16 protein-coding genes are annotated in these 16,210 nt (G+C 61.1%); 14 read left to right on the forward strand and 2 right to left on the reverse strand.

Translation table 11 applies throughout. The features are described 5' to 3' along the window. From XI06_RS14640 to XI06_RS14705, 14 genes are all read left to right on the forward strand, one after another. The coding region (locus XI06_RS14640) for a DUF3363 domain-containing protein (protein ID WP_271605680.1) at window positions 1-201 on the forward strand (201 nt) is incomplete at its 5' end. A gap of 35 nt (window positions 202-236) precedes the next feature. Then, entirely contained in the window at window positions 237-2,225 is a 1,989-nt protein-coding gene (locus tag XI06_RS14645) for a conjugal transfer protein TraG (RefSeq protein ID WP_271605681.1), read from the forward strand. A gap of 5 nt (window positions 2,226-2,230) precedes the next feature. After that, window positions 2,231-2,656, forward strand: coding sequence for a CopG family transcriptional regulator (locus tag XI06_RS14650; protein WP_237891962.1), 426 nt, complete (start codon window positions 2,231-2,233; stop codon window positions 2,654-2,656). Window positions 2,657-5,012: 2,356 nt separating this feature from the next. After that, window positions 5,013-5,927, forward strand: a complete 915-nt coding sequence (gene trbB / locus XI06_RS14655) for a P-type conjugative transfer ATPase TrbB (RefSeq protein ID WP_271605702.1) — start codon at window positions 5,013-5,015, stop codon at window positions 5,925-5,927. Between the two features lies 1 nt (window position 5,928). Next, window positions 5,929-6,255: a TrbC/VirB2 family protein gene (locus tag XI06_RS14660; protein ID WP_237874102.1), complete on the forward strand. Its 327-nt coding sequence runs from the start codon at window positions 5,929-5,931 to the stop codon at window positions 6,253-6,255. Then, on the forward strand, window positions 6,255-6,518 hold the full coding sequence (locus XI06_RS14665) for a VirB3 family type IV secretion system protein (protein WP_271605682.1): 264 nt from the start codon (window positions 6,255-6,257) through the stop codon (window positions 6,516-6,518). The genes XI06_RS14660 and XI06_RS14665 overlap by 1 nt, the downstream gene beginning before the upstream one ends. A 10-nt stretch (window positions 6,519-6,528) precedes the next feature. Beyond that, window positions 6,529-8,970: a conjugal transfer protein TrbE gene (gene trbE, locus XI06_RS14670; protein ID WP_271605703.1), complete on the forward strand. Its 2,442-nt coding sequence runs from the start codon at window positions 6,529-6,531 to the stop codon at window positions 8,968-8,970. Further along, the gene (gene trbJ, locus XI06_RS14675) at window positions 8,967-9,695 is read left to right on the forward strand and encodes a P-type conjugative transfer protein TrbJ (protein WP_271605683.1); all 729 of its coding nucleotides are present in this window, start codon (window positions 8,967-8,969) and stop codon (window positions 9,693-9,695) included. Before trbE ends, trbJ begins: the two co-directional genes overlap by 4 nt. Further along, window positions 9,695-10,063 (forward strand): putative entry exclusion protein TrbK-alt, encoded by a 369-nt coding sequence (trbK-alt, locus tag XI06_RS14680; RefSeq protein ID WP_271605684.1) that lies wholly within the window; start codon window positions 9,695-9,697, stop codon window positions 10,061-10,063. The genes trbJ and trbK-alt overlap by 1 nt, the downstream gene beginning before the upstream one ends. Continuing rightward, complete coding sequence (trbL, locus tag XI06_RS14685) at window positions 10,060-11,289, forward strand: P-type conjugative transfer protein TrbL (RefSeq protein ID WP_271605685.1); 1,230 nt, start codon at window positions 10,060-10,062, stop codon at window positions 11,287-11,289. Before trbK-alt ends, trbL begins: the two co-directional genes overlap by 4 nt. A 95-nt stretch (window positions 11,290-11,384) precedes the next feature. Continuing rightward, the gene (gene trbF / locus XI06_RS14690; protein WP_271605704.1) at window positions 11,385-12,068 is read left to right on the forward strand and encodes a conjugal transfer protein TrbF; all 684 of its coding nucleotides are present in this window, start codon (window positions 11,385-11,387) and stop codon (window positions 12,066-12,068) included. 29 nt (window positions 12,069-12,097) lie between these two features. Next, window positions 12,098-13,054: a P-type conjugative transfer protein TrbG gene (gene trbG, locus XI06_RS14695; RefSeq protein WP_271605705.1), complete on the forward strand. Its 957-nt coding sequence runs from the start codon at window positions 12,098-12,100 to the stop codon at window positions 13,052-13,054. Next, window positions 13,051-14,262, forward strand: coding sequence for a TrbI/VirB10 family protein (locus tag XI06_RS14700; protein ID WP_271605686.1), 1,212 nt, complete (start codon window positions 13,051-13,053; stop codon window positions 14,260-14,262). Before trbG ends, XI06_RS14700 begins: the two co-directional genes overlap by 4 nt. A gap of 3 nt (window positions 14,263-14,265) precedes the next feature. Beyond that, a complete protein-coding gene (locus tag XI06_RS14705) occupies window positions 14,266-14,511 on the forward strand; it encodes a DUF2274 domain-containing protein (RefSeq protein ID WP_237874092.1) in 246 nt (81 codons plus the stop codon). Here the strand turns inward: XI06_RS14705 and XI06_RS14710 are convergent. Both XI06_RS14710 and XI06_RS14715 read right to left on the reverse strand, forming a co-directional pair. Next, the gene (locus XI06_RS14710) at window positions 14,478-15,443 is read right to left on the reverse strand and encodes a LysR family transcriptional regulator (protein ID WP_237874090.1); all 966 of its coding nucleotides are present in this window, start codon (window positions 15,441-15,443) and stop codon (window positions 14,478-14,480) included. The genes XI06_RS14705 and XI06_RS14710 overlap by 34 nt on opposite strands. 74 nt (window positions 15,444-15,517) lie before the next feature. Then, on the reverse strand, window positions 15,518-16,150 hold the full coding sequence (locus XI06_RS14715) for an acyl-homoserine-lactone synthase (protein WP_237874089.1): 633 nt from the start codon (window positions 16,148-16,150) through the stop codon (window positions 15,518-15,520). Window positions 16,151-16,210: the final 60 nt, after the last annotated feature.

The following is a 16,210-nucleotide window of genomic DNA, read 5'->3' on the forward strand; positions in this document are numbered from 1 at the left end:
GAGCACATGGCGGGCACGTATCGCCAGCGGCTGACGCTCACCTCGGGACGCTTCGCCATGATCGATAATGGGCTCGGCTTCCAGCTCGTGCCCTGGTCCCGCGAACTCGAAAAGAGGTTCGGCCAACACGTCACCGGCGTCGTGAAGGACAGCGGTGGCATCGAATGGGGCTTTGGTCGGAAGCGCGACCTCGGCTTCTAGCAATCTACCAATTCAGTTGCGGAAGGACGCTCGGAATGTCCGGAACCAAAATACTCTGGGGGCAAGTGATCGTTGTCGGCCTGATCGTCTTGCTGGCCATCTGGGGAGCAACCGAGTGGACGGCGTGGCGGCTCGCCTATCAACCGGAGCTTGGGCGACCGTGGTTCGAACTGCTAGGCTTCAGGATCTACTACCCGCCAGTCTTCTTCTGGTGGTGGTTCGTCTACGATGCCTATGCGGCTCAGGTCTTTGTCGAGGGAGCTTTCATCGCGGCGTCCGGGACCTTCGTTTCGATCGCGGTGGCAATCGGCATGTCGGTGTGGCGCGCGCGTGAAGCCAAGAATGTCGAGACCTATGGCTCGGCGCGCTGGGCCGATGCCGAAGAGGTCCGGGCGGCCGGACTTCTTAGCCCGGATGGCGTGGTGCTCGGCAAGCTCGACCGCGACTACCTCCGCCATGATGGGCCGGAGCACGTGCTGTGTTTTGCACCCACCCGATCCGGAAAGGGGGTCGGACTCGTGGTTCCCTCGTTGTTGGCCTGGCCGGCATCGGCCATCGTGCACGACATCAAGGGTGAGAACTGGCAGCTGACCGCGGGCTTTCGCTCGCGGCATGGTCGCGTGCTGTTGTTCGACCCGACCAACCCGAAATCCTCAGCTTACAATCCGCTGCTCGAGGTCCGGCGCGGGGAATGGGAGGTTCGTGACGTGCAGAACGTCGCCGACGTCCTGGTCGACCCCGAAGGCTCACTCGACAAGCGGAACCATTGGGAGAAGACCAGTCATTCGCTCCTGGTCGGCGCCATTCTCCATGTCCTCTATGCCGAGGCGGACAAGACCTTGGCCGGTGTCGCCGCCTTCCTGTCCGACCCGAAGCGGCCGATCGAGGCGACGCTGAAGGCGATGATGACCACGCCGCACCTTGGCGAGCAGGGGGCTCATCCCGTCGTCGCCTCGACCGCACGCGAGCTACTCAACAAGTCGGAGAATGAACGTTCTGGCGTCCTATCTACCGCGATGTCGTTCCTCGGGCTGTACCGTGATCCCGTAGTCGCCCAGGTGACCCGCCGCTGTGACTGGCGGATCGCCGACCTGATCGCCGATCGCCGTCCGATGACGCTTTACCTCGTCGTGCCGCCCTCCGATATCTCACGGACCAAGCCCCTGATCCGGCTTGTGCTGAATCAGATCGGCCGGCGCCTGACCGAGGACCTGCACGCCAGTGACCGCCGGCATCGAGTCCTGATGATGCTTGACGAGTTCCCGGCGCTGGGGCGTCTTGATTTCTTCGAGTCCGCACTCGCCTTCATGGCGGGGTACGGCATCAAGAGTTTCTTGATCGCCCAGTCGCTCAATCAGATCGAGAAGGCCTACGGGCCGAACAACGCGATCCTCGACAACTGCCATGTCCGGGTCAGCTTCGCGACCAACGATGAGCGGACGGCCAAGCGGGTGTCTGACGCGCTGGGCACGGCGACCGAGATGCGCGCAATGAAGAACTACGCCGGGCACAGGTTAAACCCATGGCTTGGGCACCTGATGGTCTCACGGCAGGAGACTGCGAGGCCGCTGCTGACCCCGGGCGAGGTCATGCAGCTTCCGCCAATGGACGAGATCGTCATGGTGGCAGGGACGGCGCCGATCAGGGCGAAGAAGGTCCGCTATTACGAGGATCGCCGGTTCACCGAGCGGGTTTTGTCACCGCCAGATCCGGCGAGCGCCGGCCGATCGCCGCGAACGGACGGATGGTCAGCGCTCGGACCGTTGACGCCGACGGCAGGTCCAACTGACAGAGCCACGGAGGCCGAGGAGGACACGGCGAACAGCGGGCTCCGTCGTGAGCCCGAGCTCCCCGATCACGTCGCGATCGCCAAGGAGACGATCGAACCGACGCCGGCTGAGGAATTTGCCGCCGTTCTGGACGATGACGAGGATGCCGTCCGCCAGTCCCGGCTCATACGTCAACAGATGCGCGGTGTCGCCCGCCAGGTCGCCATGGACCCTAGTGACAAAATGGAGCTCTAAGGCATATGCGCGACCGGATGAACGTCTACTTTCCGCCAGAACTTTTGAAGCACATCTCGGAGCTCGCTGATCGCAAAAAGCTCTCCCGGTCCGCGATCGTGGAAGCGGCGGTCGCTTCGTTTCTATCGCCAGATGGCGCTGACAGGCGGGAGGCAGCGTTTACCCGGCGCCTCGATCGGCTGTCGCGTCAGATGCAGAGGCTGGAGCGCGACGTTGGTTTGACGGCGGAGACCTTAGCTCTCTTCATTCGTTTCTGGCTGACGATCACGCCGCCACTCCCCAACGACGTACAGGCGGCAGCGCAGGCAAAGGGCAGGGAGCGTTTTGAGGGATTTGTCGAGGCGCTCGGGCGCCGTTTGCAAAAGGGGCAGAGCTTTCTCCGCGAGATTCCAGAAGATATCCGCCGTCAGGAACCGGCCGGCGAAATCTAATCGAGCGCCCTTAGATACACTAGCGCGGTGTCCCTCCTTTTTCTACGCCAGCCTAGCAGACCTTGATCCCCGCTTGCTGGCAGGTGAACTCGTAATAGGCTCTCTTTCCTGGCGTTAGCACTCGCCTTCTCGCGTTGCATCAGGTGATCATTCAGCCAACGAAGCCGCTCCCTCCTGTAAACGTACCGGTCAACTGAGAGCGTCTCCTAACCGCGCTCAGCACAGTGAGGAACCAGAGCTCCTGCAATGCCGAGATGCGAAAGACTTGGAACTTGAGTCATCGGATTAGAGTCGCTACAATTGTTGGTGGAGAACGGCAAACGTATTTCAGTCGTCCTCCGTTGGTAAACTTAAGCCCTTTGCGGCCCCGTCTCCGGGTGCCTAACAAAAAGTACGTTGCGGACCTATTTGTCCTCTCTGTTCTTCCCAATGCCTCCGGAGGCGGGCCTTTTCCCACGGCCTGCGAGCCGCCGCTTGCTGAGCTTGAACCTTTGCGCGAGGTGCAAAGACATCAATATGGGTCGGGGACCATCTTGGGGAGCAATGATGCCAACGTCCATTTCAGCACCAGCGATTTGCGCTCGCAAATCCGCCTCGTCGAATACCGACTCCGACCAACTATTCGCAGTCGCCATTTTTTCAGGAATCGGTCTCCTGGCCTCGCTCCTGGCCGTGCTCTTGGGTTCCCAAGGCGTCTGGCTTTAGCACCGTTGACAGAATCCTGCCGGCTTCACGTTTGTCGGCGCGCTGAGATGTCAAGAGGAGGGCCAACTTCGAAAGCGCCGACATAAAGAAAGACGCATAACATACCCTTCGAAAAGGGCATTCCACATTCCCGCCGTGGTTGAGTCAATTCGCCTGAAGTACGATTAAGAGGTTGACTCGCTCCGCTGAGTGCCCGCAGAAATGTTCGTGTCGCCTGGAGAAAGTCAGATGAGCACCGAGATCATCACCACCTGTATCAACTGCGTCGCACCTGGAAGCCTCTGGGCCATCCTCATTGTAGTCGCGATCGGAGCCGTGGCTGCGGTGCAGTATGAACGGCAAAAGCCTCGAACAAACTCCTCTACCTAGGACATCTCGTCCCCGCATGTCACAGATTTTGGGCAATCACTAGGGCCGCGGCCAAAACGACCAGCCCTGCAGTCCAGCGAATAGCTCAACATCTCCCGGATCATTCCGAAATTTCCACCCCCGTGACGCCAGCACGCTCAGCAGCCAGACAGCCACAAGCATTCCCGCACCCGCTCCCACAAGTTTTTCCAAGAGGTCGCTTACACGGGCACGAGCAGCTGGAGAATTTCCAATCCGATCGTTGCGCAGACTATGAAGTTGCGGATCTGGCGGTGACGCGCTGGATAGGCGCAGAACAGGAGAAATCTGACCACCCCGAACGCCCCGACATGTTTAAAGAGCAGGGCGATCGGAGGCTCCGTTTCCGTCAGTTCGGGTCGCGAAGAGGGGGCGATAACGTCGCAAATGTCATGAAGCCGGACCATGTCCAGGCGACTAATGACATCAAGCAGCGTGCACGTCGCAACCGAACTCGCGCGTTAAGCTTGATGCCTGCGCTCCGGGTTAAATCTAGAGCCTGAGTCTGATGCCGTTTGACATGCCTCAAGGCACGGGAGTGCGACTGTGACACAGTCAGTATACAGCCTAACAGTTTGCTGCTGGGCTTGAGGTATCTCAAGGCACTCTGGGCCCTTTTCTTTGAGAATATGTTAGCCCGCCATCAGCCAAGTCAGCCCAGCGATCATCCCATAGAAGCCGGCCAGCGCTGTGAGCACAAAAGCTCGTTCGATCTTGTCCATGGAATTCCCCCTGTAACAAATTTCCGCCTGGAAACATCGCCGAGGTTATTCTCGCCTGGTTTCAAATCAACAGCGCTGTCAAGCGCGTGCGGGCCCCGAGCTGTGGATAATGGGGAAACTAGTTTGTGTGCGCTTGGTGGCGCACAGCTTTACCTTCGGGAAAATCGTTCGTCCTTCTATCCGCGTTTTGTCTCGCATCCTTGCCGGCCTCCAAGTTGCCGGCATGCAGTTGATTCGAGCCTAGCCAACAAAGGGCGCGGAGGAACGGGTTGGAGGCATAAGAGCCTCAGAATGTTTGATGCTGAGTGGTGAGAACTGACTTGCAGCGAACCGATACGATTGAGTAGTCCTCAGAGATCAGTTCTCAGTCTTTCTTTTTCTTCGCTAATCTACGATCACTGAAAGCCATTGTTGCACGAAGTCCGTTAATGCCTTTCTTAATCATCCCCATCTGAGGGCCGTCTTTGGACGCTCTCATTCGGTGGGGGCGAACGGTGTCAATCCATTCCATTCAATCGGAAGCGAGTTCGCGCGGCGCGCGAATGCTGCGCAGCGCGCTTGGCTCTGCGATCTCCGGCTACCTCGAAGACGAAGCGATCATCGAGGTGATGCTCAACCCAGATGGGCGGCTGTGGATCGACCGCTTGTTGAATGGCCTGATGGACACAGGCGAAACTCTGTCGGCCGCGGACGGCGAGCGCATTGTTCGTCTGGTAGCGCACCACGTAGGTGCGGAGGTGCACGCCGGTGCGCCACGGGTTTCGGCCGAACTGCCTGGGACCGGCGAGCGTTTTGAAGGTCTGTTGCCGCCGGTCGTCGCGGCACCGGCATTTGCGATCCGCAAGCCTGCCGTCGCCGTGTTTACGCTCGACGACTACGTCCGCAGGGGGATCATGACCTCGGAGCAGGCCAAGATCCTGCAGAACGCAGTCGCCGTACGGAAGAACATTCTGGTCGCCGGTGGGACATCGACCGGCAAGACAACATTGACGAATGCGCTCCTGGCCGAGGTGGCAAAGAGTGCCGATCGGGTCGTGTTGATCGAAGATACGCGCGAACTTCAGTGCAAGGCGCCCAATCTTGTAGCCTTGCGGACCAGGGACGGCGTCGCATCGCTCTCGGACCTCGTTCGGTCTTCGCTGCGACTGCGTCCCGATCGTATCCCGGTGGGTGAGGTCCGTGGTGCCGAAGCACTTGATCTGCTCAAGGCCTGGGGCACCGGTCATCCCGGCGGTATCGGCACTATTCATGCGGGTAGCGCGCTCGGAGCGCTGCGGCGTCTTGAGCAACTTATCCAGGAAGCCGTCATCACGGTTCCGCGTGCCCTGATCGCCGAGACGATCAACCTCGTTGCCGTGCTTGCGGGGCGCGGCGCGGACCGTCGCTTCACTGAGCTCGCGCTCGTCACGGGGCTGAGTGGCGCCGGCGATTACAGCCTTTCATCAGCAGGAGACTGACATGCGTCTGCAATTTCGTTTCCGTCGAGGTGTCGCTTCATCGGTCGCCTCTGGCGCGGTTCTTCTGGCGTCGGCGCCGGCATGGGCTGCCGGCTCGAACATGCCGTGGGAGCAACCGCTCAACCAGATCCTTCAGTCGGTTGAGGGGCCGGTCGCCAAGATCATTGCGGTCATCATCATCGTCGTGACCGGGCTCACGCTCGCGTTCGGGGATTCGTCGGGTGGTTTCCGCAGGCTGATCCAGATCGTGTTTGGTCTGTCGATCGCGTTCGCGGCTTCGAGTTTCTTTTTGTCGTTCTTCTCTTTCGGCGGCGGCGTGGTGATCTGATGGAAGAACCGGTCACAGGCTTTGTTGTGCCGGTTCACCGCGCACTCACCGAGCCGATCCTGATGGGCGGCGCGCCGCGGTCGGTCGCGATCATCAACGGCACGCTGGCGGCCGCCCTTGGGCTTGGATTGCGGCTCTGGATCGCGGGTCTCATCCTCTGGTTCATCGGCCATATGGCCGCGGTCTGGGCCGCCAGGCGCGATCCCGCCTTCGTCGATGTGGTGCGCCGACATCTGCGCATTCCCGGTCATCTTAACCTCTGAGTTCTCGGCCATGTTGAACCTTGCTGAATATCGTCATTCCAGCGCGCGCCTTGCTGACTTCCTGCCCTGGGCAGCCCTTGTCGACGAAGGAATCATCCTGAACAAGGACGGCTCGTTCCAGCGGACAGCAAGGTTCCGGGGACCAGACCTCGATAGCGCAGTGCAGGCAGAACTTGTCGCCGTAGCCGGGCGTCTGAACAATGCACTTCGCCGCCTCGGATCGGGCTGGGCAGTATTCGTCGAGGCGCAGCGCCATTTTGCGGGGAGTTACCCGCCGAACATCTTTCCGGATGTCGCATCTGCGCTGGTTGACGCCGAGCGCCGGGCGCAGTTCGAGGAGGCGGGTGCCCATTACGAGTCCAGCTATTTCCTGACCTTCCTCTATCTGCCTCCAGAGGAAGGGGCCGCTAGGGCAGAGCAACTGCTTTACGAGGGGCGGGATCGCACCGCGGGAGCGGACGCCCGCGAGGTTCTCCGCGGATTTGTCGATCAAACGAGCCGCGTGCTGCAGCTGGTCGAAGGGTTCATGCCCGAATGTGCATGGCTCAATGATCAGGACACGCTGACCTACCTGCATTCCACGATCTCGACCAGGCGCCATCGCGTTCGAGTGCCGGAAATTCCGATGTACATCGATGCGCTGTTGGCCGACCAGCCGCTGGCCGGCGGACTGGAGCCGATGCTGGGCTCAGCCAACCTGCGGGTTCTGACGATCGTTGGCTTCCCGGGCGCGACGACTCCCGGAATTCTTGATGACCTTAATCGCCTGGCGTTTCCGTATCGGTGGTCGACCCGGGCGATCATGCTCGACAAGACCGATGCCACGAGGCTGCTGACCAGGATTCGCCGGCAGTGGTTCGCCAAGAGAAAATCGATCGGCGCCATCCTCAAGGAGGTCATGACCAGCGAGGCGTCGACGCTGCTCGATACCGACGCCCACAACAAGGCGCTTGATGCTGACGCTGCATTGCAGGAGCTGGGATCGGATCAGGTCGGACAGGCGTTTGTCACGGCAACCATCACGGTGTGGGACCGCGAGCCAAATGCAGCCGACGAGAAGCTGCGGCTGGTCGAGAAGGTCATTCAGGGGCGCGATTTCACCTGCATGATCGAGACGGTGAACGCCGTCGAAGCCTGGCTCGGCAGTCTACCCGGGCACGTCTACGCCAACGTGCGGCAGCCGCCGGTTTCGACCCTCAATCTCGTCCACATGATCCCGATGTCGGCAGTATGGGCGGGCGAGGCGAGGGATCTGCACCTCAAGGGTCCGCCGCTTCTGTTCGGCAAGACCGAGGGATCGACCCCGTTCCGGTTCTCCCTCCACGTCGGCGACGTCGGCCACACCCTCGTGGTTGGACCGACCGGTGCTGGCAAGTCAGTCCTGCTCGCGCTGATGGCGCTGCAATTCCGGCGCTACCCGAACTCACAGGTCTTTGCTTTCGATTTTGGCGGTTCGATCCGGGCGGCCGCACTCGCCATGGGTGGCGATTGGCATGATCTTGGCGGTGCATTGTCTGACGGGGACGAAAATCCCGTTGCGTTGCAACCACTGGCCTGGATTGATGATCCCTCTGAGCGCGGATGGGCCACCGAATGGATCGGCGCGATCCTCGCACGGGAAAAGATCGCGATCACCCCGGAGGTCAAGGATCATCTGTGGTCGGCGCTGACGTCACTCGCCTCGGCGCCGAGGGAGGAGCGCACCCTGACGGGCCTGTCAGTGCTCCTGCAATTGAACTCCCTGAAACGTGCCTTGCAACCATATTGCCTCGGCGGTCCGTCCGGGCGCTTGCTCGATGCCGAATTCGAGCGCCTGGGCGAGGCCTCGGTCCAGGCATTCGAGACCGAGGGCTTGATCGGAACGAGTGCCGCCCCGGCCGTTCTGGCTTATCTCTTCCATCGCATTGGTGACCGCCTCGACGGCCGGCCGACGCTCCTTATTGTAGATGAAGGCTGGCTTGCCCTTGATGATGAAGATTTCGCGGGCCAGCTCCGGGAGTGGCTGAAGACGCTTCGGAAGAAGAATGCGTCGGTCATCTTTGCTACCCAGTCGCTTTCGGACATCGATGGCTCGGCGATCGCGCCGGCGATCATCGAAAGCTGCCCGACCCGTCTGTTGCTTCCGAACGAACGGGCCATCGAGCCGCAGATCACTGCCATCTACCGCCGCTTCGGCCTCAATGATCGCCAGATAGAGCTCTTGAGCAGGGCAACGCCAAAGCGCGACTATTATTGCCAGTCCCGTCGCGGCAACCGGATGTTCGAACTTGGGCTTGGTGAGGTTGCGCTCGCCTTCACCGCAGCCTCCTCCAGGACGGACCAGGCCGCCATCGCGCAGTTCCTTGCCGAACATGGACCGGAGGGCTTCATGCTGGCCTGGCTCCAGCACCGTGGTGTCGGCTGGGCCCTCGACCTGATCCCCAATCTCGTCAATCTGGAGAAATCGCAATGAGGCGCCTTCGCTTGTTGGCAGCTGCTGGCATCCTCGCGCTGGGGTTTGGCGTCGCGGTGCCCGCACGGGCGCTGATCGTGTTTGATCCTAGCAACTACGTCCAGAACGTTCTGACCGCCGCGCGGGAGCTGCAGCAGATCAACAACCAGATCACCTCGTTGCAGAACGAGGCACAGATGCTGATCAACCAGGCGAGGAATCTGGCAAACCTGCCGTATTCGTCATTGCAGCAATTGCAGACATCGAGCCAGCGGACGCAGCAATTACTGGCACAGGCCCAGCGCATTGCCTACGACGTCCAGCAGATCGATCACGCGTTTTCGACGAGCTACGCGCCGGCTACCAGCAGCCAGTCGGATCAGTTGCTGATCTCGAACGCTCAGTCGAGGTGGCAGAATTCATATGCCGCAACGCAGGACGCGCTTCGTGTCCAGGCGGGCATCGTCGGTAACCTCGACACCAGTCGCATCCAGACGTCCGCACTCGTAACGTCAAGCCAGGGCGCCAGTGGCGCCTTGCAGGCGACACAGGCCGGCAATCAGATTCTCGCGCTGAACGCGCAGCAGCTGGCCGACCTCACCGCCGTCATAACCGCACAGGGCAGGGCGCAGAGCCTTGAAGCTGCCCAGCGCGCCTCGGCCCAGGACCAGAGCCGCGAACAGCTTCGACGGTTTCTGACGCCAGGGCAGGGCTATCAATCCTCGGACGTGCGGATGTTTCACTGATGACCGACGCGAAGGCTTTCAAGGCGCTGTCGCTGCTTGCGACAATCGGCGTGCTGGTCGTTACAGCCTGCACCATTCAGCTTCGCGGCGGAAACGAGTCTCCGCCACTGCCGAAGGCGGAGCAGACGACAGATGCAACCAGCTCTGACCTTGCAAGCTGCCGCGGCGTTACTGCTGCGGAAACGGCCGGTTATCGTCATTGCCAGCAGGTTTGGGCGGAAAACCGGCGCCGCTTCCTTGGAAGGAAACACGACACCGCGGCTCCCGGTCACGATGATTCAGCGGGCTCGAGTCCTGTCCCGAAGGATCAGAGCCGGGTCCCGCAGGGATCTCCGAACCTGGCGACACCTGAAGCGAGCGAGCGATGACGGGTACGGGGATCATCGACCAGTTCCTGGAAACGTTCACGCGCTACATTGACAACGGCTTCGGGTTGCTGGGGAGCGATATCGGATATCTCGCAACGACGCTTGCAGCGATTGACATCACGCTCGCCGCATTGTTCTGGAGCTGGGGAACGGACGAGGACATCATCGCGCGGCTCGTCAGGAAGACGCTCTTCGTCGGTGTTTTTGCCTGGCTCATTGGCAACTGGAATAGCCTGGCGCGCATCGTCTTCGAGAGCTTTGCCGGTCTTGGGCTCAAAGCATCGGGCGCAAGCCTCTCCGCATCAGACTTCCTGCGACCCGGGAAGATCGCCCAGGTCGGTCTCGACGCAGGGCGACCGCTGCTCGACTCGATTTCCAACCTGATGGGCTACATCAGTTTCTTCGAGAATTTCGTCCAGATCGTCGTTCTCCTGTTCGCGTGGGTCGTGGTGCTGCTCGCCTTTTTCATTCTGGCGATCCAGCTCTTTGTCACCCTGATCGAGTTCAAGCTGACGACGCTGGCGGGCTTTGTGCTCATTCCTTTCGGGTTGTTCGGGAAGACCGCATTCGCGGCGGAACGGGTCCTCGGCAACGTCGTATCCTCCGGGATCAAGGTCCTAGTCCTGGCCGTCATCGTCGGCATCGGCTCGACCCTGTTCTCGCAGTTCACCGCCGGCTTTGGTGGCAATCAGCCAACCATAGAAGACGCGATGACGCTGGTTCTTGCTGCGCTCTCCTTGCTGGGACTCGGTATTTTTGGGCCCGGGATCGCAAACGGCCTTGTGTCCGGCGGACCGCAGCTCGGCGCCGGCGCCGCGATCGGAACAGGACTTGCTGCCGGCGGCATCGTGGCGGCTGGCGCAGGCCTCGCCGCCGTCGGCGCCGGTCTCGCCGGCGGTGCGGTTGCGGGCGCCGCGCGCGGTGGGGGTGCTCTCTTGAGCGGTGCGTCCGCCGCCTATCGAAGCGGAGGCGTGGCCGGCGTTGCTGAGGCTGGTGCCTCCGCCGCTATGAGCCCGTTGCGTCGTGCAGCGGCTGCGCTCGGCGGAGGTGGGGAAGCTGGTGCGCAGACCGCGAACACTTCGGCCGAAGGGCAGCCCGGTTGGGCGCGACGCATGAAGCGCGCCGAGACTATTCGGCATGGTGCCTCGGTCGCTAGCCAGGTCGTTCGCTCGGGCGATCATGGTGGCGGCGGCTCCTCCGTCGACTTGTCTGAAGGAGAGCGCTGACACGCACCGGTGCACCTTATCGCAGACGCCCAACCGTACCTCAAATCCGAATAGCACACGAAGCAAACCGATCACCTGATCCGGGGGCAATTATGATGTTCAAGCGACCATCCGTTCATTACGGGCGCATGCCCGAGCCGGTTACGCCGTATCAGAAGGCGGCGCAGGTCTGGGACGAACGCATTGGATCAGCACGCGTGCAGGCCAGAAACTGGCGCCTGATGGCCTTTGGCTGCCTGATACTGTCAGCCGGTCTCGCAGGTGGCCTTGTCTGGCAATCGAGCCAGGGCTCGATCACACCCTGGGTGGTCGAGGTCGACCATCTCGGCCAGGCCCAGAGGGTTGCGCCGGCCAACATCGATTATCAGCCTACAGACGCCCAGATCGCATGGCATCTGGCGCGCTTCATCGAGGATGTTAGAGGCCTGCCAGCCGATGGCATTGTTCTGCGCCAGAACTGGCTCCGGGCCTACGATTTTACGACCGATCGTGGCGCCGCCGCGCTCAACGACTATGCACACAACAATGACCCCTTTGCGAGGCTGGGCAAGGCGCAGATCTCCGTCGACGTCTCGAGCGTGATACGCGCGTCTCCGGAGAGCTTCCGGGTCGCATGGACCCAGCGAACCTACGAGAACGGCTCGTTGAGTTCGACCGAGCGCTGGACGGCCATCCTCACCATCGTGATCGAAACGCCGCGGGATGCCGAACACCTGCGCAAGAATCCCCTTGGCGTCTACGTCCGCGCCATCAGCTGGTCGAAGGAGTTGAGCCAGTGACCAAGACGATATCCGATGTCCGTTCGTATATGACCTCGAAGCGAGCGTTTCTCTCTGCTCTTCTGCTTTGTTCATCCGCGCTTGGTGGCTGCGCGGCCTACATTCCGCCGGAGATCAGCTATGACGCTGACGTTCCTCCGCTGCCGGCGCCACCAGTAGCTCCCGACGACAGATCGCGACCGCTTCACATTCCACCCCTCTGGAAGCCGGCTCTCGGCGGCAAGTCGGCAGCGAAGGAAGACGCAGAACCGGTGAGCCGGGTTGAGACGGCAAACAGTGCAGCGCGCGTCGAACCGCGCAAGCGGGGGTATTTCAACGCGGCCCAGATCTACGCCTACAGTCCCGGGGCGCTCTATCAGATTTACGCCGCACCGGGACAGATCACGGATATCGCGCTCGAGGAGGGCGAGCAATTAACGGGATCAGGACCCATCGCGGCCGGAGATACCGTGCGCTGGGTCGTGGGCGATACCGAAAGCGGGAGTGGCGACACGCGACGCGTCCATATCCTGGTCAAGCCGACCCGCGCATCGATCGAGACCAACCTTGTCGTCAATACAGACCGGCGCACCTATCTGATGGAGCTGCGCTCTCGCGAGCGGCCGTACATGCCATCTGTTGCCTGGTATTATCCGGAAGCAGCACATGATCGATCCCGTTCAGCTGCACTGAAACCCGTTCTTCCGGATCCGGCGCAGCGCATCTCCCGCTATGCCATCGAAGGGGACAGTCCTCCCTGGCGGCCGCTCGCCGCATATGACGATGGCCGCAAGGTCTACATTGAATTCCCGCGAGGCATCGTGCAAGGCGAGATGCCACCGCTCTTTGTCATCGGACCGGATGGCAAGACCGAGCTCGTCAACTATCGCGCTTACGGCAATGTCCTGATTGTCGATCGGCTGTTTGGCGCCGCTGAACTGCGGCTCGGCGGTGAGCACCAGCAGAAGGTCAGGATTGTCAGGACAGACGGGAGGCCGTCGTCATGAACGTCAGGAATGGAGATGACAGCGAGCAATCTGTCCCGCCGGCGACACAGGAGGACGGGTCCGGGAGTTTCCGCCTGAGAGCAGAGCATCCGCGCGTGACGCGGTTGTCGCGAAAGGTCCTCGCCGGAGGGAGCGCTGCAGTGTTGCTGGTCATCAGCGGAGCCGTGTTGTGGTCGCTCCAGTCCGGCCGTCCCCGAAACCAGGCTGCCGATGAGCTTTACAGCACCGATCATCACAATGTTGCCGACGGCCTTGCCGCACTGCCGAAGGACTACACTGGCGTTCCGCGCCAGGTAGTCCCGCAGCTTGGCCCGCCGCTCCCAGGCGACCTCGGTCGACCGATCCTTGCGGCTCAAGGGCAGTTGCCTGCGATCGGCGCTGATCCGGAACAGCAGCGCCGGGACCAGGAAACCGAGGCGGCCCGCATCAGCCATTTGTTCGCTACGACGAATGGAGCAGGAGTGCATCCGTCCGCCGCAGCGGCTCCTGGAAGCGAGCGCGTCACGTCACCGAACGCGGCGAGCATCGGCGATGACGGACTTGTGCAGAACGGTCAGGACCGGAAGCTTGCCTTCGTGAACGCAACTGTGGACCGTCGTACGGTCAGCCCTGATCGTGTCACGAGGCCGGCTTCACCCTACATCGTGCAGGCCGGGACGGTCATTCCGGGAGCCCTGATCACCGGAATACAGTCGGACCTGCCAGGCCAGATCACAGCGCAAGTAACCGAGAATGTCTTTGACACCCCGACCGGCCGCTTTCTACTTGTTCCTCAGGGAGCCCGTCTGATCGGGATCTACGACAGCCAGGTCACATTCGGACAGTCCCGAATCCTGCTGGTCTGGACTCGGCTGATCATGCCGAATGGACGTTCCATTGTGCTCGAGCGGCAGCCCGGCGCTGATACGGCAGGCTACTCGGGCCTTGAAGACCGGGTCGACAACCACTGGGGTGAGCTGTTCAAGGCCGCGGCTCTATCGACGTTTCTGGCGGTCGGGACAGAATTGGGCGCCGGTTCGGACACCAACAGCAACGACAGTGCCATTCTCCAGGCGCTTCGGCATGGGGCGGCGGACTCGCTGAACCAGACCGGACAACAGGTCGTCCGGCGCAGTCTCAACATCCAGCCGACGCTGACCGTGCGACCTGGTTTTCCGGTTCGCGTTCTGGTCAATCGCGACCTCATACTTGCGCCGTACGGAGGATAAGGAATGCCCAAGCTTAGAATAGGAGTGCTGCCCGACGACAAGCCGGTCAAGGTCACCACCGAGTTGCCAGCATCAGTGCATAGGGATCTCGTTGCCTATGCAGAGGCCCTGGCACGCGAAAACGGGCAGCGTATCGATCCAGCAAAGCTGATCGCGCCCATGCTGGCACGCTTTATGGCCACGGACCGCGGATTTGCAAAGGCGAGACGAACGAATCATTCTCCAAGAACCGGCGGAGGCGAAGGATAGCGCTCCGCTAACAGACTGAGGAAACGCCTCAGAGCGGGATTTTCATTGTCATCGCGCCAGTGCGCATGAAAGTCGACCCGGCTTGGTCCCGTTCCGTCGTGCAACTCGCGGTAAACCAGGCCTGCGCAGCTTGCACCAATGTCTGATTCCATCACCAGACCCAGCCCCATGCCCATGCTTGCCAGACTCTTGATGATACTACGGCTGACATCATGCCGTTCTACTTTGGGACGGTCGTCAGGCAGTACGAGCTTCGAGATCAGAAGATCCTCGAGTTCTCGTCCAGGATCATAATCGCTCAAAAGAATTGTCTGGTTACGTAAATCGGTCCAGTAGATGGTCTCGCGTCCTGCCAGGTAGTGTTCCCGGGGCAGCGAGATCAGGATGCGTTCGCTCCACAGCAGGAGCGATCTGGTTTCTCTTGAAGACAGGCGTCCAGGGCTAACGACCACATCAACGGTACCGTTGCGGAGCGCAGTCATCAGACGGGAGCGAGAACGTTCCATCGTTGCCAATTCGAGTTGCGGGAGCCGCTTCCTGAGCTCGCCCACCGTCGCCCGCAAATTGCCGGCTGACATGGACGTGCAGAAGCCAATGACAAGATGGCCGGTGTCGCCGCGGCCACCAGATCTCCCTGTCTCAACGAGCATGTCGACTTGCTCGAGAATAAGCCTCGCAATTCGCAGAACCGCCCGCCCGGCAAGCGTCGGCCTGATCCCGCCACTTGAGCGCTCAAACAGGGAAGTCCCTACCAGATACTCGAGCTGGCCGATGGAACGACTGACAACTGTGTGCTTGATCGAGAGTGCTTCCGCAGCCCGCCGAAAGCTTCCATAGTCGCAAGCGACAACCGCCAATCGAAGCTGTTGCAGGTCGACAGCTCTCGCTGCGATCCGTTGACCGCTTTTCGTCTCATTGTCCGTCATGTTCATACTCGGCGGGCAATCCGCAGGACCCGGCGCCCTCGCTGCCGGCGAGGACGCAGATTTCGCTTGTTGTCAGGGATCTAGGCGGCTGCACAGATTACCGGCGTCCAAAGGACCGGTGCCGGAAGATCGCCAGCCTTGCGAAGGCCAAGCAGAGCATCGCGGGAAATCTTGAGGTAACCCGCCACGGCCAGGGTGTTGCCAATTGTGGAAGGTTTGCCAATACGTCGCAGGGACCAGCCGGCCCGTCGAAGGATTCGCTCCATTCGGACATCCGTGACGGTAACGATGTCTGTAAGCTGCCGTGAAAGCCCGAACTCGACCATTCCCGCAAACAGCTCGTAAGCCGCGCGGGTGATGCCGTGATCGCCTTTCGGGGCATCGACAGCAACATCGATTGCAAATCGACTGCTTTCCCAGATCTGACAGGCTGACGGCGCGGATTGACCCTCGAGGAGAGCGGGAAAGGTGTCGCGGAGCATGGTCGGACCAAGGGTAGGGAGAAGACGTACGGAGCCCTGCACCTGGCCGCTGTGAGACATCTGCACCAGGTAGACCGGACCCAACGCGTCATAATCATCGACTTCCATGTCTCCACTGGTTTGAACGTCCCACGCCAAACGCAGCTTGAAAACACGATTTCGCAGCCGGTGCATTTCAACGAGAGTGCTGGAAAACTCCCCATACGCAGGTGGTGTGATCAGTTGAATCATAATCCTCGTCCCTCCAAGAGCGCTGATCAGCTCTCTTGAAGCGGGGTTTTCGGATAAGTT

Origin of the sequence: Bradyrhizobium sp. CCBAU 11434 (genome assembly GCF_028128895.1) — a bacterium.
In the GTDB taxonomy this organism is placed as follows: Bacteria; Pseudomonadota; Alphaproteobacteria; order Rhizobiales; family Xanthobacteraceae; genus Bradyrhizobium; species Bradyrhizobium zhengyangense.